The sequence below is a fragment of the Pseudoalteromonas prydzensis genome, assembly GCF_001661495.1.
Lineage (GTDB): Bacteria > Pseudomonadota > Gammaproteobacteria > Enterobacterales > Alteromonadaceae > Pseudoalteromonas > Pseudoalteromonas prydzensis.
The window spans coordinates 264,497-291,092 of record NZ_BDDT01000002.1; the positions used below are offsets into that span (position 1 = coordinate 264,497).

Annotated in this window: 23 protein-coding genes; 10 read left to right on the plus strand and 13 right to left on the minus strand. The window is 41.8% G+C overall.

Going from position 1 to position 26,596, the window contains the following annotated elements:
- Positions 1-5 precede the first annotated feature (5 nt).
- Complete coding sequence (locus A7968_RS23775) at positions 6-125, minus strand: group II intron maturase-specific domain-containing protein (RefSeq protein WP_227008886.1); 120 nt, start codon at positions 123-125, stop codon at positions 6-8.
- Positions 126-532: 407 nt separating this feature from the next.
- Between A7968_RS23775 and A7968_RS05545 the strand changes: the two genes are divergently transcribed.
- The gene (locus A7968_RS05545; protein ID WP_064665588.1) at positions 533-790 is read left to right on the plus strand and encodes a type II toxin-antitoxin system Phd/YefM family antitoxin; all 258 of its coding nucleotides are present in this window, start codon (positions 533-535) and stop codon (positions 788-790) included.
- On the plus strand, positions 778-1,077 hold the full coding sequence (locus A7968_RS05550) for a type II toxin-antitoxin system RelE/ParE family toxin (protein ID WP_064665589.1): 300 nt from the start codon (positions 778-780) through the stop codon (positions 1,075-1,077). The genes A7968_RS05545 and A7968_RS05550 overlap by 13 nt, the downstream gene beginning before the upstream one ends.
- Positions 1,078-1,222: 145 nt before the next feature.
- Here the strand turns inward: A7968_RS05550 and A7968_RS23780 are convergent, their stop codons facing one another.
- From A7968_RS23780 to A7968_RS05575, 6 genes are all read right to left on the minus strand, one after another.
- Positions 1,223-1,465, minus strand: coding sequence for a hypothetical protein (locus A7968_RS23780; protein ID WP_371850143.1), 243 nt, complete (start codon positions 1,463-1,465; stop codon positions 1,223-1,225).
- The gene (gene serA, locus A7968_RS05555) at positions 1,465-2,694 is read right to left on the minus strand and encodes a phosphoglycerate dehydrogenase (protein WP_064665590.1); all 1,230 of its coding nucleotides are present in this window, start codon (positions 2,692-2,694) and stop codon (positions 1,465-1,467) included. Before serA ends, A7968_RS23780 begins: the two co-directional genes overlap by 1 nt.
- Before the next feature lie 13 nt (positions 2,695-2,707).
- Positions 2,708-3,361, minus strand: coding sequence for a ribose-5-phosphate isomerase RpiA (rpiA, locus tag A7968_RS05560; RefSeq protein ID WP_064665591.1), 654 nt, complete (start codon positions 3,359-3,361; stop codon positions 2,708-2,710).
- 53 nt (positions 3,362-3,414) lie between these two features.
- The gene (locus tag A7968_RS05565) at positions 3,415-4,011 is read right to left on the minus strand and encodes a 5-formyltetrahydrofolate cyclo-ligase (RefSeq protein WP_064665592.1); all 597 of its coding nucleotides are present in this window, start codon (positions 4,009-4,011) and stop codon (positions 3,415-3,417) included.
- Between the two features lie 29 nt (positions 4,012-4,040).
- Positions 4,041-4,586: a hypothetical protein gene (locus A7968_RS05570; protein WP_064665593.1), complete on the minus strand. Its 546-nt coding sequence runs from the start codon at positions 4,584-4,586 to the stop codon at positions 4,041-4,043.
- Positions 4,587-4,701: 115 nt separating this feature from the next.
- The gene (locus A7968_RS05575) at positions 4,702-6,219 is read right to left on the minus strand and encodes a S10 family peptidase (protein WP_064665594.1); all 1,518 of its coding nucleotides are present in this window, start codon (positions 6,217-6,219) and stop codon (positions 4,702-4,704) included.
- 260 nt (positions 6,220-6,479) lie between these two features.
- Between A7968_RS05575 and A7968_RS05580 the strand changes: the two genes are divergently transcribed.
- From A7968_RS05580 to mrcB, 5 genes are all read left to right on the plus strand, one after another.
- Positions 6,480-7,712, plus strand: a complete 1,233-nt coding sequence (locus A7968_RS05580; RefSeq protein WP_064665595.1) for a GGDEF domain-containing response regulator — start codon at positions 6,480-6,482, stop codon at positions 7,710-7,712.
- A 176-nt stretch (positions 7,713-7,888) separates the two neighbouring features.
- Positions 7,889-8,227, plus strand: coding sequence for a P-II family nitrogen regulator (locus A7968_RS05585; RefSeq protein WP_016708666.1), 339 nt, complete (start codon positions 7,889-7,891; stop codon positions 8,225-8,227).
- Positions 8,228-8,236: 9 nt separating this feature from the next.
- Positions 8,237-9,466: an ammonium transporter AmtB gene (locus tag A7968_RS05590; protein WP_064665596.1), complete on the plus strand. Its 1,230-nt coding sequence runs from the start codon at positions 8,237-8,239 to the stop codon at positions 9,464-9,466.
- Between the two features lie 175 nt (positions 9,467-9,641).
- Positions 9,642-9,803: a YqaE/Pmp3 family membrane protein gene (locus A7968_RS05595; RefSeq protein ID WP_084448088.1), complete on the plus strand. Its 162-nt coding sequence runs from the start codon at positions 9,642-9,644 to the stop codon at positions 9,801-9,803.
- 97 nt (positions 9,804-9,900) lie between these two features.
- Positions 9,901-12,252 (plus strand): penicillin-binding protein 1B, encoded by a 2,352-nt coding sequence (gene mrcB, locus A7968_RS05600; RefSeq protein WP_064665598.1) that lies wholly within the window; start codon positions 9,901-9,903, stop codon positions 12,250-12,252.
- Between the two features lie 69 nt (positions 12,253-12,321).
- Here the strand turns inward: mrcB and A7968_RS05605 are convergent, their stop codons facing one another.
- From A7968_RS05605 to A7968_RS05630, 6 genes are all read right to left on the minus strand, one after another.
- Positions 12,322-14,163: a methyl-accepting chemotaxis protein gene (locus A7968_RS05605; protein ID WP_064665599.1), complete on the minus strand. Its 1,842-nt coding sequence runs from the start codon at positions 14,161-14,163 to the stop codon at positions 12,322-12,324.
- Between the two features lie 130 nt (positions 14,164-14,293).
- Complete coding sequence (hemL, locus tag A7968_RS05610) at positions 14,294-15,574, minus strand: glutamate-1-semialdehyde 2,1-aminomutase (protein ID WP_064665600.1); 1,281 nt, start codon at positions 15,572-15,574, stop codon at positions 14,294-14,296.
- Between the two features lie 28 nt (positions 15,575-15,602).
- Positions 15,603-16,619 (minus strand): aspartate carbamoyltransferase, encoded by a 1,017-nt coding sequence (locus A7968_RS05615; protein ID WP_016708672.1) that lies wholly within the window; start codon positions 16,617-16,619, stop codon positions 15,603-15,605.
- Positions 16,620-16,755: 136 nt separating this feature from the next.
- Positions 16,756-17,190, minus strand: coding sequence for a CopD family protein (locus A7968_RS05620; RefSeq protein WP_016708673.1), 435 nt, complete (start codon positions 17,188-17,190; stop codon positions 16,756-16,758).
- A 20-nt stretch (positions 17,191-17,210) separates the two neighbouring features.
- The gene (locus A7968_RS05625) at positions 17,211-18,893 is read right to left on the minus strand and encodes a chloride channel protein (RefSeq protein ID WP_064665601.1); all 1,683 of its coding nucleotides are present in this window, start codon (positions 18,891-18,893) and stop codon (positions 17,211-17,213) included.
- A gap of 202 nt (positions 18,894-19,095) precedes the next feature.
- Positions 19,096-21,456 carry a diguanylate cyclase domain-containing protein gene (locus tag A7968_RS05630; RefSeq protein WP_084448048.1) on the minus strand — a complete coding sequence of 787 codons (2,361 nt, stop codon included), beginning with the start codon at positions 21,454-21,456 and terminating at the stop codon, positions 19,096-19,098.
- Between the two features lie 206 nt (positions 21,457-21,662).
- Here A7968_RS05630 and erpA point away from each other — a divergent pair, with 206 nt between their 5' ends.
- From erpA to A7968_RS05645, 3 genes are all read left to right on the plus strand, one after another.
- Positions 21,663-22,001, plus strand: a complete 339-nt coding sequence (gene erpA, locus A7968_RS05635) for an iron-sulfur cluster insertion protein ErpA (RefSeq protein WP_064665602.1) — start codon at positions 21,663-21,665, stop codon at positions 21,999-22,001.
- A gap of 144 nt (positions 22,002-22,145) precedes the next feature.
- A complete protein-coding gene (locus A7968_RS05640; RefSeq protein ID WP_064665603.1) occupies positions 22,146-23,240 on the plus strand; it encodes an efflux RND transporter periplasmic adaptor subunit in 1,095 nt (364 codons plus the stop codon).
- A 3-nt stretch (positions 23,241-23,243) separates the two neighbouring features.
- On the plus strand, positions 23,244-26,321 hold the full coding sequence (locus A7968_RS05645; RefSeq protein WP_064665604.1) for an efflux RND transporter permease subunit: 3,078 nt from the start codon (positions 23,244-23,246) through the stop codon (positions 26,319-26,321).
- Positions 26,322-26,596 lie beyond the last annotated feature (275 nt).

The window sequence follows — 26,596 nt, forward strand, 5'->3', positions numbered from 1 at the left end:
ATTTCTTATAAATAGCGCCATTGCCGCCAGTAGCACATTCTTATCCTACGGCGGATCCAGTGATCTAAATCCACCGTTAGCAGATTAGCGTTGGCTATTCGGTAGTAATGTCCTTCGCCGCGCAAATACTTTTGGGTCTAGAATCTGTATTACTCTTAAGCGCAGCGTCTCTTAACCTCTTTGTGAATAATTCACTAATTTTTTTGCACAAAGAGAAGGAAATGAGAAGTAAATGAGGATGAACTTGAAGGCTAATATCAGCATGCGTTAAACACATTATATTAATAAGATAGCCTATAACTCCTCAAAAAAGCCAATCAAAAACCTGTAAAACGCCAATTAAAACAACAGCAAATCCTCTTTTTATATTTTACGTGAAAGTCAGTTGTCGATTGAATCAAAATAGGGCCCGGCTATGGTTAATGCATCAATAAAATAAATTAAAAACGAGTTATTCTACATGCTCGTTAGCTGCGTTTCCTAAATTGCTTACTCAGTGCTACTATAGTGATACATTTTTGTGGAGGTTATTATGAAAGTCGAGTTAGTAACAACATTGAAACGCCAAGCGACGAAAATATTATCTGAGTTGCATTTAACTAAAGAGCCCGTATTAATCACCGAACATGGGCAACCGTCAGCGTATCTTGTTGATGTTGATGACTTCGAATTTATGCAAAAACGTATGCAAATCCTTGAGGCGCTAGCTAAAGGTGAGCAGGCAATAAGTAGAGGAGAAACTATGTCTAATATTGCAGCTAAAGAGAAAATGAATAAATGGCTGAAATAATCTGGACAAATCCTGCTCTGGAAGATCTAAACGATATCGCTGAATATATTGCATTGAGCAACTTGCTGTCTGCTAAAAAGTTGGTGGCGAAAATCTTTGATAAAGTTGAACGCCTTGAAGAGTTCCCTGAGTCAGGGAAGACACCGATTGAGTTATCTAATCTGAATTACCGTGAAGTGATAGTTAACCCTTGTCGTATATTTTACAAAATAGCCAGTGATAAGGTTTTTATTTTACACATCATGAGACAAGAGCGTGATTTACGTAAGTTCTTGTTGCAAATGTAGCTTACACTAATCGGGTAGCCTGAGCTCTCCACATCATCGATCATGCGCTTTTTATTAACAGGAAGTGCAATGGGCGGTTCATCTCTCGTAATAAATATAGATCCAAATATCTCTAAATGACACTAAACTTTGTGAAGCTAAGTAGTCATTGCCTAGCGCAATCTAAATTCTTTTTGCTAAATAGTGGGAGCGCGTATTGTATTTTGTCACTCAAAATAAAAGCCGTGCTTGACTTAACAAGCACGGCTTTTATTATTTCTGACCGCTGACCGCTGACCGCTGACCGCTGACCGCTGACCGCTGACCGCTGACCGCTGACCGCTGACCGCTGACCGCTGACCGCTGACCGCTGACCGCTGACCGCTGACCGCTGACCGCTGACCGCTATTAGTGAAGAATACGCGCTCTGATGGTGCCTTCTACGGCACTTAACTCTTTTAGTGCGACTTCTGAGTGATCAGTATCTACGTCGATAACTACATAACCAATGGCTTCGTCGGTTTGTAAGTACTGCGCGGCGATGTTGATGCCATGTTGGGCAAACGCTTGGTTAATTTGGGTCAACACACCTGGGCGGTTGTGGTGTACGTGCAATAAACGGCTACGGTTAGCAAGCTCTGGCAGTGATACTTCAGGGAAGTTAACCGCAGTAATGGTTGAGCCGTTATCTGAGTACTTAGCCAGTTTACCTGCTACTTCAATACCAATGTTTTCTTGTGCTTCTTGCGTTGAACCACCGATGTGCGGCGTTAAAATGACGTTGTCGAATTCACGCAGTGGCGAGATAAATTCTTCTTCGTTTGATTTTGGCTCAACTGGGAATACGTCGATGGCAGCGCCACTGATTTTTTTATCGCGTAGTGCTTCTGCAAGAGCGTCAATATCAACCACTGTGCCGCGTGAGGCGTTGATCAAAATTGAACCTTGTTTCATCACTGAAATTTCCGCGCTACCAATCAGATTTTTAGTTTGCGGTGTTTCAGGCACATGTAAGCTGATAACATCAGCGCGTTGTAATAGCTGCGTTAGGTTATGTACTTGTGTGGCATTACCTAAGGTTAGCTTGTCTTCTATATCGTAAAACTCAACGTTCATGCCGATATTTTCAGCCATGATACCTAGTTGCGTACCAATGTGACCGTAACCAATAATACCGAGGGTTTTACCACGGGCTTCAAACGAGCCATTGGCTGTTTTTAACCAGCCGCCACGGTGAGCTATGGCGTTACGCTCTGGAATCCCACGGAACAACAGTAAAATTTCACCAAGTACTAACTCAGCAACAGAGCGAGTGTTAGAAAATGGTGCGTTGAATACCGCAATGCCGCGTTCACGAGCAGCGTTTAAATCAACTTGATTAGTGCCGATACAAAAACAGCCAACCGCAACCAGTTTTTCAGCGGCATCTAATACCGCTTCGGTAATATGAGTGCGAGAACGCAGGCCTACAAAGTGCACATCTTTAATGCGCTCAAGTAGTTCGTCCTCAGGTAATGAAGTTTTTACATAATCAATATTGCTGTAGCCGTTACGTTTTAGCGTTTCAACAGCGCTTTGATGCACACCTTCAAGCAAAAGAATTTTAATTTTGTCTTTTGCTAACGATACCTTACTCATATCCTCATCCTATTTATCTAATTTGCGGCCCATTTTTGGTGCCGATAATCACTTTATCTGCGCCACGTTGGGCAAATAAGCCGTTAGTTACTACGCCAACAATTTGGTTAATTGTCAGTTCTAAATCTTTTGCCTGGCTGATAGACAAATTATGTACGTCTAAAATAACGTTACCATTGTCTGTCACTACACCCTGACGATAAACCGGGTCCCCGCCTAGTTTTAGTAATTCTCGGGCAACATAACTGCGTGCCATAGGAATAACCTCTACTGGCAGTGGAAATTCACCTAAGGTGTCCACTATTTTTGTTTCATCAACAATACAAACAAACTGTTTAGCCACTGCCGAAACGATTTTTTCACGGGTTAATGCAGCGCCGCCGCCTTTGATCATTTCATTCTGTGCGTTGATTTCATCGGCGCCATCAACGTATACATCTAGGCTATCAACATCGTTTAATTCATATACTTCAATGCCAAGGGCTTTGAGTTTCTCGGTTGAAGCATCAGAGCTTGAAACTGCACCGGCAATGGTGTCTTTTACCGTGCCTAAGGCATCAATAAAGTGGTTTACCGTAGAACCGGTGCCCACGCCTACTATGGTGCCTTCTTTTACAAATTCGAGTGCAGCCCAAGCTGCTGCTTTTTTTAATTCATCTTGTGTCATTGTTATATGCTCAATAGGTGAAAGAGATTGCCATTAGTATATAAATAAATTGCTTACCAATGGTAGATTTTCTGTGGTGTGATTATGTAATTTAATGGTACGTCCCACGATTCAACAGGTAAACATTTAACATGCTGGCATTGATGTGCAAGGCCAATTAGTTGTGGTTTTTGCCAGTTTTCTTTTTCGTAGCGCGCCAGTGTTTTATCATAAAAACCACCCCCCATACCTAATCGGTTACCGTTATCATCAAATGCCACTAATGGCATCAGCAGATAATCAAGTTCTGAAAGTGGGCATATCTGACTACAATTTAACTTGGGCTCCAAGATACCATAGCGGTTTGGCTTCATGGGTGAATTTTCTTCATAGCGCTGAAAGTACAAAGTAGTGCCATTAAAGGGGTGGATAACCGGTAGGTAAAGATGGTGATTTTTACTCCAAAGATCTTTTATTAACAATGAGGTATCAAGTTCTGCGTCATTGCTAAAATAAATGCCTATATGGGCGTTTTGGGTCTTTTTTTGTTGTTTTAAGTGTTGAGTAAAATTCACTTTAAGTGATTTTGCCGCAATTTCTTGCTCAGATTTTGACAGTAAATTACGTGCTTTTCGGATTTGTTGGCGGATCTGTGCTCTTTTTTCACTCATTATTATTTTTATGTACCTGTTATTTTTTACTAAACGCTGAGTAAATCAGGAAATGCAAACGATAATCCCAATACAACGAGCAAGATAACGACCATAGCAATAAGAGAAAATAACAATATGTTACTGCGTTTTTTAATTGGTGTGGTTAATTCTTCGTCTAGTAGTATATCATCAGTTTGCCAATCTTCGTCTTCGTCAGCCGTTGCTTGTTGTTGATTTGCGGGTAAGCGCTGTTCTAGGTCATCGAGTTTTTCTTCGATGCGAATTAAGCTGCTAGTAATGTAATCAAGGGCATTAAAAATTCGCTCATCGCGTTGGCTGCTTGTATCATTGTTGCTGGCAATTGTATTGCCCTGTACAGGTTGCAGTTTGCTTTTAATGCCTACACTAGCAAGGATTTTGGCTTGTTTTAGCGCTTTTTCTTTTTCACAAGGGGCAAACAATGGCTTGTTCTCAAGAAAAGCGGCCACTTTTGCGGTTGGGGCTTTGAGTCTAGTTGCCAATTGGCTGATCGCGTGTGCTTGGTCGGTATCTTTGGCTAGACCTGCAAACATGACACGGAAGTTTTCTGCCATTTTTGTTTTCCAAAACGTAAAATCAATGGTTTGAGTATATACCTAAACGTTTACATGTTGCCAAAAAAGCCCGTAATAAAACGGGCTTTTTTAACTAACTAAGGGAGTGCAATGCTTAATACTTTGCCGCTTCACCTTCTTTAGGTAATGATTTTAAAATAAAATCTCGTAAATCATTGTTCGAGCTTTCTAAGTCAGCATGGCGTAAATACATCATGTGACCACTGCGGTAGCCTTTAAAACTCAAACGATCACGCATTTTGCTACTTGGATCAAGTTGCCACATAGTGTACTTGGCATCAAAGTAATTGGTTGCGCCATCAAAATAACCTGATTGGATCATTACATTGAGGTAAGGGTTTTGCGCCATAGCTAAACGTAAATTTTCACCGGTGTTATTATTGCTGCGGTCCCACGGGTGAACATTACCAAACAAGTTATATTTAACATCTGTTTTATAGTTTAATTCATCGCGTAAATAGTGATTAATCGCTGGTGTAAATGAATGCAGCCAAGAGGTAAGCTCAGCCCAATAATCAGGAGACTCACCGGCATCACGTTTATCAATACCTAAGTAGCGAGAATCTAAACGACCCACTGTTTGACCGCGTTCACGTAGTAACTCTTTCCAGAAAAAGTTAGTTGGAATGTCTAAGTTATTTTGCGCAACAAACTTCTCAGATACGCCAGCATATAAAGCCATTTGTTTGATGATGGCTTGTTTTTCGTCAGCGTCAAGAAAGCCACCTTTGGCAATCGCAGGCAATAGTTTATTAACTGTAAACGCTTCTACTTCAGGCAGTAACTCGTCTAAGTCTTTTGCTTGTAGGGCTGGGCTAAGTGCTTTGTGATACCAAGCTGTTGCTGCAAAGTAAGGAAGACGGTTTGCAGCCTCTACAGGTCCTTCGCGCTTAATGCCTATCTCAGTCGGAGACACTAATACCACACCATTAATGTACATCCATTGGCGGTTTTGCAGCTCGTGGGCAAGGCCAGATACACGAGTTGTGCCATAGCTTTCGCCAATTAAAAACTTAGGTGAACGCCAGCGCTCGTTGCGTGACACAAAAGTATTTAACCATTCCGCTAAATATTTTATATCGGCATTTACACCAAAAAACATCTTTTGTTGCGCTTCTTTACTTGGCAGTTCGCCTTTGTCGTTTTCAAGTACGCGAGAGTAACCAGTATTGACTGGGTTAACGTAAACGATGTCGGCAACATCAAGCACTGAATAAGGGTTATCTTTTATACCATAAGGTTGAATAGGGTAGCCTTCGTCATCAATTTTTAACACCCGTGGGCCAGTATAGGCAATGTGCATCCAAACTGAAGCAGAGCCAGGACCGCCATTAAATGAGATCAGCAACGGGCGTTTTGTTCTGTCGTCTACTTTATCGCGGGTGTAGTAGGTGTATTGCAAGGTTGCAATCGCATCGCCTTTGTCATCCCACACCGGCTGCGTGCCTGTGGTTGCAGTGTATGAAAAGCGCTCGCCATTAATACGTGCTTTATGCTCCGTGACAACACTGCTGTCGACATCAATGCGACGTTGGTTTTCTGCATAACTGGCGGTACTAACACTCAAAGTAAGTACAGCCAGTGAGAAACTAATGATACTGATAAGCTTCATGGTGGATCCTTTAAACAATTGTTAACCCATTAAAGATAATTTTTATCTAAATAACAAAGGGAATGAGACTAGATACCAATATTAATCGGTAGGAGGTAGACAATAATATTATCAGCCGGGAATACACTGTGCTTTTATGCTTATTTTTACAGCAAGATATTTTGCTCAAGACAAAAATAGGGTATATTTCATACTTAGTTCTTACTTTATTCGTAAATAATTTATTTCAGCAATCTCCCGCTGTCGTGTTGAGAAGATATATGCAAAGAGTATTAGTGGTTGAAGATAGTAAAGTTGTCCAGCAAGTATTGCGGCACTTATCGGCTCATTATCTTGATGTTGCAATTGATTTTGCTTGGTCACTGGCACAGGGCAAAGAGTTTATTGCAAAACATCAATACACACTGGCTTTGGTTGATTTAACATTGCCTGATGCCATGAATGGCGAAGTTGTTAAATACACCTTAGAGCACGAAATTCCCACTGTCGTGCTGACATCGACTATTGATGAATATAAACGTCAGCAAATATTAGAGCTTGGGGTGGTTGATTATGTAATAAAAGATAATCGCGACTCTTATCACTATGCTATCAAATTAGTGGCGCAATTATTACGCAATCAAGGTTGCAAGGCTTTGATCGCCGATGATTCTTTACTGAGTCGCTCATTAATGAGGCAAATGCTCGAAAAACAGCTGTTTGATGTGCAAGATGCCCATGATGGTGAGCAAGCGCTAAAAATACTAAAAAATGATCCCGAGATTAAATTACTACTCACCGATTACGCAATGCCGACTATGGATGGCTTTGAACTTGTCAAAGCGGTGCGTAATATTCGCGGCCGTGATGATTTAGCCATTATTGGTTTGTCTGGGGCTGGTAAACATGGCTTATCTGCTCGGTTTATCAAATTTGGTGCAAATGACTTTTTAACAAAACCCTTTATGAATGAAGAGTTTCATTGTCGTGTATTGCAAACGATGGAGCAGCTTTCTCTTATCGCAGATATTAAAGAGAGTGCTTTTCGTGATGATTTAACTAACCTTTATAATCGCCGCTATTTTTACCAATTTGCCGAAAAACTGTTAAAAGAAACATCGCGCAATAATAGCTTAGCGCTACTTGATATTGATTTCTTTAAAACGATTAATGATAAATTTGGTCATGAAGCGGGGGATCAGGCACTAAAGCAAGTAGCGTCGTTACTACGTAGTTCGTTTAAAGGTTATACGGTTGCCCGGGTTGGCGGTGAAGAATTTGCGATTGTGTTAACTGATACAGGGTTAGATCAAGCCTATCCGCTGCTCGATGCTTTTCGAGTTCGGTTATCAGAGTATGAGTTTGTAATAGATGGCCAAGCATTTGCAATTACAGTGAGCATTGGTTTAACCCAATTCCAAAATGTGACGTTAACCAGCGCCATGCGTTTAGCAGATAAAGCCTTATATCAGGCAAAAGAGCAAAACCGCGACTGTGTGGTACGGCAAAATTAGGCTGCTGCACCAGCACAGTTAAGATGTTAAAAAAATGCACCTATATGGTGCATTTTTTATATCGATAATTTATTTTTATTATGTAACTACTTGTTTTTTAGTTATTTAAAATAGTGGCACAAAGGTTGGATTATCTTAGCAAACAGGATAACAATAAGCGTCCGAAGGGGGCCACTATGAAAATGATTAGTGCAATAATAAAGCCATTCAAATTAGATGATGTGCGCGAAGCGCTGGCTGATTTAGGCATTGAGGGGATGACAGTTGTTGACGTCAAAGGTTTTGGTCGTCAACGCGGTCATACAGAGCTGTACCGTGGAGCTGAATATCAAGTTGATTTTATTCCAAAAATCAAACTTGAAATTGCTACTCGTACCGAAAATTGTCAAAGGGTCGTTGAGACCATTACCAAAATTGCTTCAACAGGCAAGATTGGCGACGGCAAAATTTTCGTTTACGACTTAGATCAAATTGTCCGTATTCGTACGGGTGAATTAGATGAAGAAGCAATTTAAGGGGGCTTTATGGAAAATACGATAGTAGAACTCAAGTTTTCATTAGATACATTTTACTTTTTAATATCGGGTATTTTAGTGATGTGGATGGCGGCTGGTTTCGCCATGTTAGAAGCGGGCTTAGTTCGTTCAAAAAATACCACTGAAATTTTAACCAAGAACGTGGCGCTTTATGCTATCGCATGTACCATGTTCTTATTGGTTGGCTACAACATTATGTATGTGGACAACGCTGAAGGTGGCTTAGTGCCTTCGCTTGGTGCGCTAATTGGCACTCAAGCAGCTGATGCGGATCATTCATTAGAATCTGATTTCTTCTTCCAAGTGGTATTCGTGGCAACGGCTATGTCGATTGTTTCGGGTGCGGTTGCGGAACGTATGAAGTTATGGGCTTTCCTTGCTTTTGCCGTGGTATTAACTGGCTTTATTTACCCAGTTGAAGGCTACTGGACGTGGGGCGGTGGCTTCTTATCTGAAATGGGTTTTGTTGACTTTGCAGGCTCTGCTATTGTTCACGGCACAGGCGCTGCTGCTGCACTGGCTGGTGTACTAATGCTAGGTGCTCGTAAAGGTAAATATGGTAAAAATGGTGAGATCTACCCAATTCCAGGTTCTAACTTACCACTGGCTACACTCGGTACATTTATTCTGTGGATGGGTTGGTTCGGCTTTAACGGCGGCTCACAGTTACTTATCTCTGATGCTGAAAATGCCACTGCGGTTGGTCAAATTCTACTTAACACCAACGCTGCTGCAGCAACGGGTGCAATTGCAGCACTATTCGTCTGTAAAGTGTTATGGGGTAAAGCTGATTTAACTATGGTACTTAATGGTGCACTTGCAGGCTTGGTCGTTATCACTGCAGACCCATTATCACCATCACCTTTATTAGCTTGTTTACTCGGTATTTTAGGTGGCTCATTAGTGGTATTTAGCATTGTTGCGTTAGACAAAATTACAATTGATGACCCAGTTGGTGCAATCTCAGTGCATGGTGTATGTGGTATTTTAGGTATTATTTTAGTACCAGTATCAAATGTTGAAGCAACGCTAGTTAACCAGTTAATCGGCTTAGTATGTATCTTAGGATTTGTATTTATTGCTTCACTTATCGTGTGGGGAATACTGAAGAAAACCATGGGTATCCGGGTAACAGAAGAAGAAGAACTAAACGGCATGGATCAACACGATTGTGGTATTGATGCTTACCCTGAGTTTGTTTCGGTACGCAGTAACTAAGTAAAAATTTTTAAAATCATTGTGTGTTCAAAACAAAGTCCTAATTTCGATTAGGACTTTTTTTGGTTTCTAATAAACGTAAAACTTATTGATAAAATTCAGAATATTCAGGTAGGAAAATAATGATTTAGTGTCTATTCTTTAAATGACACTAATTACAATTGAAGGGCAAACTATGGATAACAAATTACTCTTGATCATTCTGTCGATTTTTTTACCTCCTGTGGCGGTATTCTTAAAAGCAGGAGTAGGTAAAGACCTGATCATCAATATTATCTTATGCTTTATCTTCTTTATTCCTGCGATGATCCACGCGCTGTGGTTATGCACACGTTAGTCACATAATTGGCGGCGTTTCAGTTACTGTTAACTTTACAGGTGTTAGTGTATCCTAACACCTGTAAATTAACCTCTGGATAGTAATAGCAACGTCAATGGCTGATAAAAAAGATCCCCGCTCTAGTAAAACTCCATCGAAACGCTCGGCCAATAAAGCCTCAACGACTGCGTCTAAGTCGGCGAAAAAAGCAGCGACTAGAAAGGCGCCGGCAAAAAATGTAAAAAAACGTGGCATTGGTCGTAAGATTTGGTCTATTTTTTGGAAACTTAGCTTAGCTGGCATTATTGCCATGGCGTTATATTTAATTTATTTAGATGCAAAAATAACCCGTCAATTTGAAGGCAATAAATGGCAGCTACCTGCACAAGTCTATGCCAGAGCAATGGGTTTTTACCCAGGACAGTTTTTATCTAGCCAAGAAGTGGTGTGGGAACTTGATAGGCTAAATTATTCATCGGTAAATAAGCTTAGCCGCACCGGACAATATGTAAAAGCGGGTGATAGTATTAAAATCTTCCGTCGTGAATTTGAATTTTACGATGGCTTAGAGCAAGCACAAGTTATTGAGCTGCGTTTTGCGGGTCAGAAACTTGCCAGTATTAAAGATAAATTTGGCAGGCGCTTAAATAGCGCTCGATTAGAGCCAGTACAAATTGCCCGTATTGGTAATGATTCCAAACAAGACCGTGAGTTTGTGCCGCTGGATAAGTTCCCGCCAATGCTAACAGATACATTATTAGTGGTTGAAGATCAGAATTTTTACCAGCACCATGGTGTATCGGTGTTTTCGATTATGCGTGCTCTATACAGCAATATTAAAGCAGGGCGCACTGTTCAAGGTGGCAGTACGTTAACGCAGCAACTAGCAAAAAATATTTATTTAACCCGTGACCGCACGCTGATCCGTAAATTCAATGAAGCATTGATCGCCTTGATTTTAGATTACCGCTATTCAAAAGATCAAATATTAGAAGCCTATCTAAACGAAGTATATCTTGGTCAATCGTATAACCAAGGTGTGCATGGCATGGGGTTGGCCTCTGAGTTTTACTTTTCTAAGCCAGTAGATGAGCTTGAGTATGATCAAATAGCGTTACTCGTTGCTATGGTCAAAGGCCCTTCATATTATAACCCACGCCGTTACCCTGAGCGTACTATGGAGCGTCGTGATTTAGTGCTGCGCTTAATGGTTGATAATAAGTTAATTGATACTCGCGAATACCGTGCTGCACTAAAACGCCCAATTGACATTGCACCAATGAAAGACAGCTTACCTAAATCGTACCCTGGTTATTTAGAGCTGGTGGATCGTGAACTGAAAAAATTACTGCCAGACCAAGAAGTACTAGATGCTGGTGTGCGAGTATTTACTTATTTTGATCTACAAAAACAAGCCGCAATGGAAGAGGCAATTGAAAAAAGCCTACCGTATCTTGAAAAGCGCGCCACGACAGAGCAGCTTGAAGCAGCGATGATCTCAGTTAATGTTGAAAAGGGTGGGGTATCTGCACTGGTTGCAGGGCGCGATCCACGTTTCTTAGGATTTAACCGCGTTCTTGATACAAAACGTAATATAGGATCATTGGTTAAACCAGCGGTGTATTTAACTGCATTGGGTTTACCACACTATAATTTAGCGACGCTGCTAGATGACTCACCAGTGCAAGTGACTAATGAGCAAGGCAAAGTGTGGCAACCAGAAAATTTTGATCATCAATATCGCGGTATGATGCCGCTTTATAAAGCGTTTAGTAAAAGCATTAATATACCAGCGGTAAATCTGGGCTTAGATGTTGGGGTTGATAAAGTTGCTGATACACTGACTAAGCTTGGCGCAAAAGGTAATATTCCTCACTATCCATCACTACTGCTTGGTGCTGTTGAGATGTCGAGCTTTGACGTTGCCCAACTTTATACCACTTTGGCGGCAGATGGTGAGTATCGCCAACTGACATCAATATCTGCATTAACCGACTCGGTAGGCAGTGTGCTATATCAGCATAATGTCAGCTCGCAGCCACGTTTTGATAAAGCCGCAGTGTATATGACTAAATATGCCATGAAACGGGTGACGAAAGACGGCACAGCTAAACGCTTAAATGCTCACTTTCCATCGATTCAACTAGCGGGTAAAACGGGCACCAGTAATGACTTACGTGATAGCTGGTATGCAGGTTTTGATCAAAATACAGTTACTGTTGCATGGCTTGGCCGTGATGATAATAAAAGCACCGGCTTAACAGGCAGCGTTGGCGCATTAGAAACCTATATTCGCTATCTCAAACCGCTTAACCCAGAGGCAATTGCTGATACCCGTCCACCTTCTATTCGTTGGGCGTTTATCGATGAACTAACCGGTAAACAAGCACCACCTGGTTGTGGCAAGGTTATTCAGCTACCACTGAGGGCCACTGAATTTGAGCCAAGACCAAGTTGCCAACGCTGAGTGTGTTGAAACGGCTTATAAAACGAACACGCTAATTTAGGAGGGTGTTCGTTTCACAAGTAAGCAGGGTTAGGATTTAAAAAACTTCATTGCACTGCTTAGTTGCTCAGACAGCTGGCTGATTTTTCTGGTATCTACAGAGCTTGAATGTGCGGAGTTTTGTGTTTTCAACGCTAAGGCGCTGATCTGTTGTGAGTCTTTTAAAACTTGGCTGGTGGCAATAGATTGTGACTGTACCCGCTGAGCAATCAATTTACCTTGTTGTGTTATTTCTTGCATACTCTGTTGCGCATTTTGCAGTACGCTACTTGTACTGTTAGCTGACTGCACACAATGCACCATTTTATCCACGCTTGAACGCATTTTTTGTTGGGTATCGTCAGATGCTTGCTGTAATGAGCTAATGATTTGGTGGATTTCTTGGGTTTGTAATTGAGTTCGCTGCGCTAGGGTTCTAACTTCGTCCGCTACTACCGCAAAACCACGACCTTGCTCACCCGCACGTGCAGCTTCAATTGCAGCATTAAGTGCTAATAAGTTGGTTTGATCGGCTATTTCACTGATCCCTTTGCTGACTTTACTGATATTTTGACTGTCTTTAGCTAAGCGATCTAAAGCTTGTTGATTGTCACCAAATTCAATTTGTAAATCGTGCATATACTCAGCAAGCTCCATTGTGTTATGTGAACTTGCTAAGACGTGCTCTGCAGCTGCTTGCGCAATCAGCATGGCTTGGCTTGCTGCGTCTTCGACAGTATGTGCGTTATCAGCCATTTCGCTTAAGGCGCTATGAATAGTATTGACGCGATTTTGTTGTTCATTGACGTCAAGGTTCGTCTGATGGCTTGCTTGTTCAAGAGAGGTTATTGATCGACTCAAATCGAATGTTGTTTGATTAACTTGTGCAAGTAAACCTTTAAATGCGCAGAGTAACGCATTGTACCTATTAGTAATTATACTCATTTCATCACTACCTACAGTTTCTAACTTGGCATTCAAATTACCATTTGCAGCATGCTCTGCTGCGCGAGCGAAGCGGCTGATGCCGTCTACCACCGCAAAGTAAAAACCAATTAATAAGTAACAGGCGCTGAGCAAACTGAATAAAGAAGCAAGCAGTACGGTATTTCTGATCCATAGTTGTTTTTGCAACTTTTGGTTAATTAGCAGCTCTAACATTGGCACACTAATATCGATCAATTGACGTATGTCATTGATAACTAAGACATGTAATTGTGTGAATTCAGGCTCGCTTAATGCCAGTTCATCGGGTTCGAGCATGTTTTTATCAATACTGGTCTTAAAGTTATTGATAGTGTGTTCAAGTTTACTGAGCAGTGGTGTGATTTTAGCGCTGACTTGTTCACTGCCATCTGTCGCAACTTGTAAGATGGTGCGAACATTTGCTAGGTATTGTGGCAATGACTTAGATAAGTTAGATAGGTTAATAAATGTTTCTGGTGTAAATGATTGGCGCTTTAATACAGTATCGGCACTTCGTTTTGTTAAATGTATTTGTGTAATTAAAGCTGGCAGAGGTGAGACTAATGTACGATTTAAATAAGCGCTCGCTAACTGTTCATCTATTGCTAACCTTGAGGCTATAGATATACGCTCTAATGCTTCGTTAGAATCAGCATCTGTGACCGAGTAGCCATATGAACGGGCAATAGCAGCATTGTTATCTGTACGTGAATTCAAAAAGTTATCGAGTAAAGCATTGTAGCTTTGCAAGCCATGGCGTTTAGATTGAGATATCTCAATGCTATTAGTAAGTAAAGATAATAAAAAAAATAAACTAACGCTTAAAGGGACTAATAAAATACCAAACACTAAACTAATTTTGGTTTTATATTTTAGGTTTGCCATCAAATTGATAGCGGGCGAAGTAATGTGTCTTAATCCTGACATAGAGATCTCATGATGGCTTAGCTATTAATACTTTTAACTAAGACCGCGTATCTTTGTAATGTCATTCATTGATATGAGAGCAGCCATAAAAAAAGCCCTTGCGGGCTTTTTTATTGCATAAATTTACAACTTAAAGCTTAGCAAACGCGCGCTCAGCGGCGGCGATAGTGTCGGCGATTTCTTGCTCTGAGTGCTCCGAGCAAACAAAGCCAGCTTCAAATGCTGATGGCGCTAAATACACGCCTTCTTCAAGCATCAAGTGGAAGAACTTTTTAAAGCGCTCTAAATCACATTGCGTTGCTTGTTGGTAAGTGGTTACTTTATCTTGTTCAGTAAAGAAGAAACCATACATGCCACCGGCGTAGTTTGTGGTCAGTGGGATGTCCGCTTTTTTAGCAGCGGCTTCAAAGCCCTCACAAATTGCTTTACTTTTCGCTTCAAGCTCAGCGTGTAGGCCATCAACACATAAAAGTTCAAGTGCCTTTAAGCCTGCCGCCATAGCAATTGGGTTACCAGATAGGGTACCAGCCTGATAAACAGGGCCTACAGGTGCAATGTAATCCATGATCTCAGTTTTACCACCAAAGGCACCCACTGGCATACCACCGCCAATCACTTTACCTAAACAAGTTAAGTCAGGGGTGATGTTGTAATAAGCTTGTGCGCCACCTAATGCTACGCGAAAACCGGTCATGACTTCGTCAAAAATAAGCACTGATTTGTACTCATCACATACCGCGCGCAGGCCTTCTAAAAACCCAGGTACAGGTGGAATACAGTTCATGTTACCAGCAACCGGCTCTACGATAATACAGGCGATTTCGTCGGCATATTTAGCAAAAATAGCTTTTACTTCATCAAGGTTATTAAACGATACCGTTAAGGTATGTTTAGCAAAATCTTCTGGAATACCCGGTGAGTTTGGTACACCCATTGTTAGTGCGCCTGAACCTGCTTTTACTAACAATGAATCTGCGTGACCGTGGTAACAGCCTTCAAATTTAAGTATTTTGTCACGTCCAGTAAAACCACGTGCTAAACGGATTGCGCTCATTGTTGCTTCAGTACCTGAGCTTACCATGCGTACTTTTTCGATTGATGGCACTAGCTGTTTTACTTTTTCAGCCATGAAAATTTCAGTTTCAGTTGGTGCGCCATAGCTTAGGCCGTTTTCTACCGCATCAAGTACCGCTTGTTTAATGGCTGGATGGTTATGACCCATGATCATAGGTCCCCATGAACCCACATAATCGATATAACGGTTGCCATCGGCATCAAAGGTAAATGGGCCTTGTGCTTTTGTAATAAACAGTGGCGTGCCGCCAACGCCATTAAAGGCACGTACCGGTGAGTTTACGCCGCCTGGGATAGACGCTTGGGCGCGGGCAAATAAATCTTGGCTGATTGTCATAAAAAATCCTATTAATTGTACTGGTAGATTAACTATCGCGTTTACGGCTAAACCATGGCACAGCGACTTCATATTGCTCAACTTTGTCGGCAACATCTAAGGTCAATGCAAATAGTGCCATACGAATTAGCACGCCATTTTGTACTTGGCGGAAGATAGCTAAGTTATCGTTACTATTTAAATCGTTATCGAGTTCATTGGCTTCCATGCGGCTGTCGCGAGGCAATGGATGCATTAATACTGAGTTTGGTTTGCAGTGAGCATTGTAAATTGATTGGCTGATCCGAAAACCGCCACGGTATTTATTGGCTTCTTCTTGCGAAGGAAAACGTTCTTCTTGAATGCGGGTTTGATAGACGATATCGGCGGCTAAGTTGCCTTCCATTTTATCGACGATTTCAATTTTATGACCTGCATTATCAACGGCATCCAAAATATAGCTGGGCATTTGTAAGCCATCTGGTGCCACCATTGAGAACTTTATATCTTTGTAATGACACAGTAATTTTGATAGTGAATGTACAGTGCGGCCATACTTTAAATCACCGACAAGGGCGATGTGCATGCCATCAATACCTTGCTCAAACCGGTTTAGCTCTCTTTCGATAGTTAATAAATCCAGTAATGCTTGGGTTGGATGCTCATTCGGGCCGTCGCCGCCGTTGATCACAGGTACCGAGCAGCCAGTAGCAAATTCAGCCACTGAACCTGCATCAGGGTGGCGCATCGCGACAGCATCTGCGTACGCTGAAATAACGCGCGCAGTATCGTATAACGATTCGCCTTTCGCAAGTGCAGAGCTTTGCATACCTGTGGTTTCACGGACTAGGCCGCCTAGTAAATTAAAGGCGGTGCCAAAACTGACACGGGTACGGGTACTTGGCTCAAAGAATAGGTTTGCTAAGATCGCGCCTTCTAACACATTGGTGCGCTTTTGCTTTTTAGCATATGGCTCCATTTTTTTGGCTACTGCAAAAATACGTTCAATACAGTCGCGGTCGAGCTGATTGACAGAAAGAATATTTTCACCTTGGAAACTTAACATTGGGGTTATTCCTATCACATTGAAAAGGGGCGCGACCAACCATCAAAGATGGGCACGCAATCGCGCGATATTATACCCAAACCACCTCAAGATGCGAGTTTCTGCTTTTTTAGGTGGTTTGGGTATACAGCAAATTTTATAAACTGGGTTTAGTTACGGCTAAAAATATAATCACTAAAAGGAGTAACACTGGTAACTCATTAAAAATGCGATAAAAACGATGGCTACGGGTATTTCGGTCATGTTTAAAATCAGCCAACAACTTAAAACAAAAGCCGTGATACAGATATAAAATAATCACTAATACCAGTTTATAGTGCAGCCACATGCTGTGTTTGAACCACTCACGGCCGTATTCCATAATGGTTAATACACCAAATACCGCGGTAAGTATTGCAAAAGGAGTAACAAAATACAGTAACCGGCGCTCCATTACTTTGAGCATTGAATTACATGATTTCTCTTCACTCATGGCATGATAAACAAACAGTCTTGGCAGATAAAAAATGCCTGCAAACCAGGCAATCATAAAAAAGATATGTAGGGCTTTGTAGACCAGTAGCGCGCTCATAATGTTCTCTATTGGGTTAGTTAAAGTAAACTATTACGTATGGTGAGGATATGGCGGATCTGATCCCAGCGCATAATTCCCATAATTTGTTGATTATCGAGTAAGTTATAAATATATACAGCGCCACTGCGTTTATCTTTTAGTATATCAAACGCATCGGCAAGGGTTGCTTGGCTGCTGATCCCTTGCAGGCTGATATAGTTTATAGCGATGTTTTGATCCGACATTAAACTTAAATCATATTCCGCGAGTCGGTAGCCATTTTCAGCATCATAAACAATCAGTGGGGTTTGGCTATCCACCGCATTTAAGGTACTTTCGATTTGTTGTTTATCATCTGAATACAGTAGTTTAAAGTTTTCATCCATTTCGTCCATTACTCCCACCTTTTGCAAGGCTTCGGTCGCTGGCGATACTTGGTAACTTAAGCCTTGAAAGTCCAGTTGCTGTAAAAATATTGAGCGATTACCAAATATTTGTAACGCAGTAACATAGGCGGTTGTAATAACCAGCATAGCTGGGACGATGATCTCTTGGCTTGAGGTAAGCTCCATTACCGTCGTTAACGCAGCAAGCGGAGCATGTAAGGTGGCAGCAAGTAACCCCGCCATTCCTAATACGCTGTAGGTGCCCGCTATATCAACTCCAGGGCTAATAAATTGTGCAAAAAATGCCATTAAGGTGCCCATTAGTACCCCGAGCCCGATCACAGGACCAATAATGCCACCGGGAATACCTAAACCAATAGCAAATAGGGTGGCGAGTAATTTAGCGATTAAAATAGTGGTAAGCAGTTGAACATCTTCAGGTGTTTCTACGGCGAGTGTTATTGCACTCATCCCCGACCCCATCGCTTGGGGTACTAAATAAGCGATGCCGCCGGCAATGAGACCTGCTAATAACAGTCGTGGGAACATACTTAAGGGTTTAAAAGTTCGAATGATCAACATTAAATTTTGGTTAAATGCATAGGCTACAGCGCCAAGTGCGATACCAAATAGGATTAAAAATGGATAGTGCCAACCGCTAAGGGTGGTGATGGTAATAAGCTCTAATTCAGAGGCATTACCAAATACGAATTGAGTAGCCAAAGCACCGGTAACAGCAGCAAGCATAATAGGCACAAAGATATGCACTTTGTACTCACGCATCACGACTTCCATCACAAAAATTACCGCCGCTAATGGGGTGTTAAATGAGGCTGCAATGCCCGCTGCAACCCCACAACCACTTAGGGTTCGCATAGCGTTGTAAGGTAAATGCAGTTTATCGGCTAAGATACTTGCGCCGGTTGCACCCATATGCACGGATGGTCCTTCACGGCCGACAGAAAAACCACTGATCAATGCTAATGCACCACCAACAAATTGATTAACTGTGTTATACAACGGCATTTGTCCATAATGGCTTTTAATTCGATGAATAACGAATGGAATACCTAATCGATAATGTTTAAAACCAGTGAAAGCCGCAAACAGAGCAATTAAAAAGGCTGCAATAATAGGCATTAACACCCGTTCAAGAGGCGGTAAAGTGGTGAAGTCGTCAGGGTTATCAAGGAACAAGCCTTGAAAAAATAGAATGGTTAAACGAAATAGAATGATCAAAAACGCCGCAATTAATCCAGCACTTACGCCAAGTAAGCACAATTGCACCGATGTTTTTGGCTTTGCCAAGCGACGCCTAAGCGTTTCAAGCCACATGCTTTATTCCTCGCCACCTATTCCAGTGGGCAGTTTATCAAAAGTGTCACAGTAAGTCCTTTTGATTTTCATTTAGAGTTTAATTTAAATCAAATCGATACCAGTTAGTTAGGTTGCTGTACGCAATACCGATGGCAATGTATTAAAAAGCACTAACGAATGCTATTGCCAAAATCAACTGGGCTTTTTTAGTGGCTGAGGGTCATTGGTTGATGGTGGCTTTTTGATTGATTGCCTTCGTGCGCTTATGGTCGAACATTCTAGCATCAGCCTTATTGAGTAATTCATCTAAGCTGGTGGCTTCGTCTGGGTAAATTGCGTAACCGATACTAGCACTTACTGAGAAATTCCCTTGCGTAGATACTATGGGTAACTCAATGGCGTCTATAAATCGTGTCAGGGCTTTTTTAACTTGGTTGCTTGTTTCAATATGGGTAATGATAATTACAAACTCATCTCCGCCAATACGGGCTACACAGTCTGTTTTTCTAGCTGTGTCGAGTAAGCGCTTGGCTATTTCAACCAATACAAAATCACCGACTAAGTGACCATGAGTGTCATTAATTGGTTTAAATTTATCTAAGTCAAAATATAAGCAAGCGACTTTAGTGCCAGTGCGTTCTGTGCAGTCAAATTCATGCTCCGCAAACTTGCACAGTGCATTACGATTAGCGAGGCCTGTGAGGTGATCTGTTTGTGCTAACTGGAGAAGTTTATTTTCAGCAATCACACGCTTTGAGATATCAAAATTGATCCCTACCATGCTATTGCCGTAAATTCGGCCATCAGCATTTAGGTAGCGGGTTTCTCCGCTAGGTAAAATAATCTGAAATTCGGCATGAAACTCATCTTGATTGGCTACTGCACTTTTTAAGTTTTTGATGACTTCATCGTAGTCATCGGGATGTATGCTGTTCTCCCATACTGAGTAGTTACCATTAAAGGTTTCCCTATCAACACCATAGAGTTCGAACATCCAGTCATCCCAAATCAACTCATTGGTCTGAAAGTTCCATTCCCATATGCCAATATGTGCCGCGTTAGCTGCCATTGACATCCGATGATGCAATTTTTCAAGTTCTAGCTTGGCGACCCGCAGTTCGGTAATATCTTCGGATACAGCCAGTAAAAATTTTGCCTTACCACGGTTATCTTTAATGGTAATTTTACGAGTGCGTAAATAACGGGTGTGGCCATCAATGGTGATCGGCTCTTCATCGATTGTCATGCCTTGACCTGAACTTAAAACTGAGCGGTCAGCTGCCGAAAAAAACGCAGCTTCTTGTGCTGGAAATAAATCAGCATCACTGAGTCCAATCAGCTCATCGCGTGTTTTACCAAGTAGCTGCTCGCCAGCTTTATTTACATGGCTAAATGACAGTTGCTCAGCTTCTTTGACGACTAACATAATTGGCAAAGTGTCGAAGATAGTTTGCGTAAACGCTTCTTGGTTTTGTATATTGGTTAAATCTTTAATGGTGGCGACGAATGACGGGTTGGCATGCTTTCTGATTGGGCTAATAGATACCGTAATTGGAAAGTCAACGCCATTGCTATTGCGCCCTTGTAACAATTGACTTTTACCCGCTTGATCGGCGTAGTTGTAGTGTGCTGTGTTGGTGGCATATTTTTGCGGCATCAACAGCGCAATGTTTTTACCAATTAATGCGTGTTGTTCAAAACCAAAAATAGTGGCAGTTGCAGGGTTTGCAAACTCAATATTGCCTAGTTTATCAAAACAAATAACCCCATCTTGCACAGTATTGAGCACCGCTTTTAATTTTGCGGATAATAAACTTCTCGCGCGTAATTCCATACTGCCAACCAGCAGCAAGCTTAATGTTAATAAAACAAACATGATAACTTGAGCAAGTTCAGAGCTGTTTTCATTAGTGAGATAGGTTGTATGATGTGCTGCAAAGACATACATAGACATCATGCCTATATAGTGCATTCCTGAAATTGCCGTACCCATTACCAAGGCTGCCAGCAGATTGACCCAGCTCAGCTTTATATGTGTTGTTAGACGTAATTCATTTATTTTTAAAGCAAGCCCAGATAGCACCACCGCGACGAGTACTGAAAACGAGAATAACCACGGTTCATAAGCCATGTGAGCAGGCATCAGCATCGCCATCATGCCTACATAATGCATACTACCAATACCTAAGCCCATCAATATGCTTCTGAGCCATAAATTGTTAAAACGCCCTAACGTAGGTGACATAACAATGTAGCTAGCAAATACACTTGGTAAAATAGACACCAGTGTTAATGTAATATCGTACTCTACGGGAATAGGGAGCTTATAGGCCAGCATGCCAACAAAGTGCATAGCCCAAATTCCGCCACCTAAAAAGCATGATGAAACGACCGTCCACAGTAGCGCTTCTTCTTTTAGTTGTGAGTCTTTAATTCGCGCGGATAATAAAAAAGAAATATAGGAAGCGAACACCGCTGTTAAAATTGAGGCGATAACTAGATAGCTATCATATTGCGCAGTAATAACGGGTGCATTTAGCATTTCTGGGGTAACAAAATGAAGCTTTAAGTGGCTGTCCAAGATGGTCCCTCATCTTAATTAAAAAAATAAAGTGGGTGTATCTGAGTATGAACAACAAATATAGCCTAGAAATAGTGGCTTGACCATTTGATACAACTAACTATCTTAGATCTACATTAACTATTATAAGCAAACTCATCCCTATACTTGATTAAAACACTCGGGTATTAGATAATCGCAGCAATGTAGGTATAGAGGGTTATATTATGTCAGATGAATTACCCATTAAGTTCAGCGATGCAGCAGCTGTTCGTGTTAAACAGTTAATCGACGAAGAAGAAAACCCAGATCTAAAACTGCGTGTTTATGTGACAGGCGGTGGATGCTCTGGTTTCCAGTATGGGTTTACTTTTGATGAAAAGGCAAACCCGGGCGATTTAGAGATTGTCAAAAATGGCGTGACCTTAGTGGTTGACCCAATGAGTATTCAATATTTAGTTGATGGCGAGGTGGATTACACCGAGGGACTTGAAGGCGCACGCTTTTTTGTTGCTAACCCCAATGCAACGACCACCTGTGGGTGCGGCGCTAGTTTCAGCGTTTAAAGTATTGATTAAAGCCGCAGATTGCGGCTTTTTTATTGGCTAAAATTTAATACCCTCTAATTCTATTGCCTTAGAACGACTACCTACTCTATTATTCATACAACCATCTTACGCATTTACCATTGATAGCTAAAAGGAAATTTTGTGTTGAAAAAGCTTGCCCAGCAATTAGAAGAAAAACCCTATATTCTCGCCATAGTCATTGTTGTTGCTATTTGTATCTGGATGGGCTCAGGCTCAAGTCATGCCAGTGATAAGCAGCCCCAAACGAATAGTGAGAAAGTAGCGAAAGTGCAAGTGGTGAAATTAGTTGCGCAAGAGATCAAAAAAACCTTGTCGTTTTATGGTAAATCAGAGCCTGATAAATTAGCGCGAGTGAGTGCTCGCCAAGCCGGAGAAGTAGACAAAATTTATGTCGAAGAAGGGCAGTTTGTTGAGCAAGGAACATTGATTCTAGAATTAGATAAATCAGATTTAGTCGCTCAGTTGGGATCTGCCACGGCATTGTTAAAGCAGTATACGGCTGAGTATGAAGGGGCACTTTCTCTTAGGAATCAAGGCCTGCAAGACCGTGTGCAAACCATGCGTAGCGAAGCAGTACTTGCGCAAGGTAAAGCACGTTTAGCTGGGCTGGAATTACAATTAGAGCGTACCGAAATTCGCGCGCCTTTTAGTGGCATTATTAATAAGCGCTTAGTTCAGTTAGGTGATTATGTTGCTATTGGTGATGCTATTTTAGAGTTAGTCGATCTTGATCCTTTAATAGTTCGTGCCGATGCAACGCAAAAAGAAATTACCGGTTTGCAAGTTGGTCAAGCTGTGCATGCCCATGTTTTAAATGACAAAACATATCCAGGTAAAATGCGTTATATTGCCTCGGTAGCAGATGACAGTACCAATACATTTCGTATTGAAGCCGCCTTTGCTAACCCTGATATGGAATACAAAGCAGGCTATTCAACGCAGCTTGATATCTCACTCGATTCTGCGCCTGCAATGTTATTAAGTCCCGCTTATATGGCACTTGATAGTGAAGGTAATATTGGTGTGAAGGTGATTAACGCTGAAAATCGCGTAGAATTTAAAAATGTCAGCCTTGCCAAATCAACTGCAGAGGGAGTATGGCTGTGGGGGTTGGGTGAAACAGCAAATGTGATCACGTTAGGGCAAGGGTTTGTCAGAGCCGGTGATATTGTTGAGCCCGTGTTTGTCGAAGCTGATACGACTGCGGGCGAGTAAGGCATGAAAAACTTAATAGAAGCGTCGCTTAATCACACGCGAACTGTACTGCTGATTTTTATTTTATTATTGATCTCTGGTTGGGTGACGTACCAAAATATTCCTAAAGAAGCGAACCCCGATGTCACCATCCCGTTTATTTATGTATCAATCATTCATGATGGTATTTCACCTGAAGATGCTGAGCGGCTACTGGTACGGCCGATGGAGATTGAACTACGCTCTATCGAAGGGGTAAAAGAAATGACGGCGGTGGCCAGTGAAGGCCACGCATCAGTAACACTTGAATTTATGGCGGGCATGGATCCAAAAGAAGCGCTCGCTGATGTACGTGATAGGGTCAGCCTTGCTAAAGCAAAATTACCGTCAGAATCAGAAGAGCCTGAAGTACATGAAATTCTCATGGAAGATCAGCAACCCACCATTACTTTAACACTCTCTGGTGACGCACCTGAACGAGGTTTATTAACCCTTGCCCGCAATTTAAAAGACGAGCTTGAGAGTATCTCTAGCGTATTGGAAGTTGATGTGGGTGGTGACCGTGAAGACATGGTTGAAATTGAAGTCGATCCGCTCGCGATGATTTCATATGGACTTGAGCCAAGCGATATTATTCAATTACTTTCTAATAACAATCGTTTAGTCGCAGCAGGCACCTTAGATACTGGCAAAGGGCGGTTTGCTGTAAAAATTCCTTCGGTATTTGAAACCATCCAAGATGTGATGGAGCAACCCGTAAAAGTGGTAGGTGATAGAGTCGTACGCTTTATGGACGTTGCTAAAATACGTCGTGCTTATAAAGATCCCAGCTCAATAGCGCGTATCAACGGCCGCCAAGCTGTATCGCTTGAAGTGAAAAAGCGTGCTGGTGAAAATATTATAGACACCGTAGCACAAGTGAAAGAGGTGGTGGCTCAAGCACAAAAAATGTGGCCTGAACATATTCGAGTTGATTACACCGGTGATATGTCGAAAGACGTGGAAATGATGCTGTCAGATCTACAAAACAACGTGTTATCAGCAGTATTGTTAGTCGTCATTGTCATTGTTGCGGTGTTGGGAGCACGTACCGCATTTTTAGTAGGAGTGGCGATCCCCGGTTCATTTTTGACCGGTATTTTGGTGATTTCCTTGTTCGGTTTAACCGTTAATATCGTGGTGTTATTTGCGCTGATCATGGCGGTCGGCATGCTGGTGGATGGCGCAATCGTGGTCACGGAATTCGCCGATAGAGCAATGAGCGAAGGCAAGACACGTAAGCAAGCTTATAAAATAGCTGCCGAGCGCATGGCCTGGCCAATTATTGCATCAACAGCAACGACACTTGCCGCATTTGCGCCGTTAATTTTTTGGCCGGGAATGATGGGCGAGTTTATGAAATATTTGCCTATTACTTTAATTGCGACATTATCGGCATCATTACTGATGGCATTGGTTTTTGTACCCACCATCGGCGGCTTGATTGGCAAAATTAGGCCATTAACACCACAACAAAAGCAAGACTTGGTGATTGCTGAATCTGGTGATTTAACTCAACTGCAAGGTTTTGCTGGGCGCTATGTGCGACTGTTAAATCGCGCCCTTGATAAGCCATGGTGGACCTTGCTCGCGGCTGTGGTGTTCTCAATTTTAGTATTTGTGGGGTTTGCGGTATCAAAGTTAGGGGTTGAGTTTTTCCCAGATGTTGAGCCAAACGGGGTGAACATTAAAGTACGTTCGTATAGTGATCTGTCTATTTATGAAAAAGATGTGGTCATGAAAGAAATTGAAACCCGTATTTTAGCCGTCGAAGGTATTAAAACCTTATATGCGCGCACCGGCGGGCAAGATCAAATCGGCTCATTTCGATTAAATTTAAAAGATTGGCATGAACGTCCGCCTGCTGAAGATATCATCACCAAAGTGAATGAGATCACCGCAAGCTTTGCCGGCGTTGAGATTGAAATGCGTAAGGATGAAAACGGTCCCGGGGGTGGTAAAGCACTGAGTATTGAGTTGAGCTCAAAATTTCCTGAGGTATTAAATCAACAAGCTAAAGTGATCCGCCAAGCTATCGAAAATGATGGCGCCTTTCGAAATGTAGACGATACAGCGTCAAAGCCTGGGATTGAATGGCAGTTAAAACTCAACCGAGCAGATGCTGCCCGATATGGCGCAGATGCAGCTATGCTTGGTGCAAATGTGCAGTTAATTACTAATGGCTTAAAGTTAGGCGAATATCGTCCTGATGATGTTGACGACGAAATTGATATTCGAGTGCGGTTTCCGCACGATAAACGTGATTTAAGTCGTCTTGAAACGTTACGGGTAAAAACCATACATGGCCAAGTCCCCATTAGCTATTTTGTTGAACGCCACGCCGCCCCAAAAGTAGACACTATTCGCCGTGTTGATGCCCATCGAGTAGTGACTATCAACGCCGATATGAAGGTCGGTGAGCAACTGGCTAAAGCTTTACCACGCTTGCAAGCACAACTGAAAGAGCAAGGGTTAGATCCTAGAGTTAAAATCAAAGTCCGTGGTGAAACCGAAGATCAAGATGAATCCGAGGCGTTCTTGAAAAATGCCTTTTTAGTTGCGCTGTTTGTGATGGGCATTATTTTAGTAACGCAGTTTAATAGTTTCTATCAGGCCTTTTTGATCCTAAGCGCGGTGGTATTTTCGACTGTTGGCGTGTTCTTAGGCTTATTAGTGTTACAACAACCCTTTGGTATTGTCATGTCTGGCATTGGAGTTATTTCACTGGCCGGCATTGTGGTGAATAATAACATTGTGCTAATAGATACTTACAACGTGTTAAGAGCGCAAGGGCTTGCTGCAAAAGATGCCATTTTAAGAACCGGCGCACAGCGATTACGCCCAGTATTATTAACTACGGTGACAACTATTTTAGGGTTAATGCCAATGGTGCTACAGATCAATATTGATTTATTTAATCGTACAATTGATTTTGGTGCACCGTCAACGCAATGGTGGGTGCAATTAGCGACCGCTGTTGCGGGTGGTTTAACCTTTGCTACTATACTAACCTTAGTGCTAACACCTTGCTTACTGATGCTTCGCGAACGTCGCAGAGCCTAATGTTGGCTTATTTTTAGTCACTCACACACTGTGAGTGACTTGCATCATTAGAATAAAAAAGCCTAACACGAGTGTAGAAAAGATTAAAATGTATATAAAGCCTTTCTTACCTTGCTTAATTGGTATCTTATTTTGCCTAAGAAAAAAGTACCAAATTAAGCAGAGAACAACTGGCATAAGGAATAGTAATCGGAACATAAATGACTCTCTTTGGTGATGATTATACAGTTTATTAGCATAACTATTTAATTTTAAAGTTAAAAATAATTTATCGT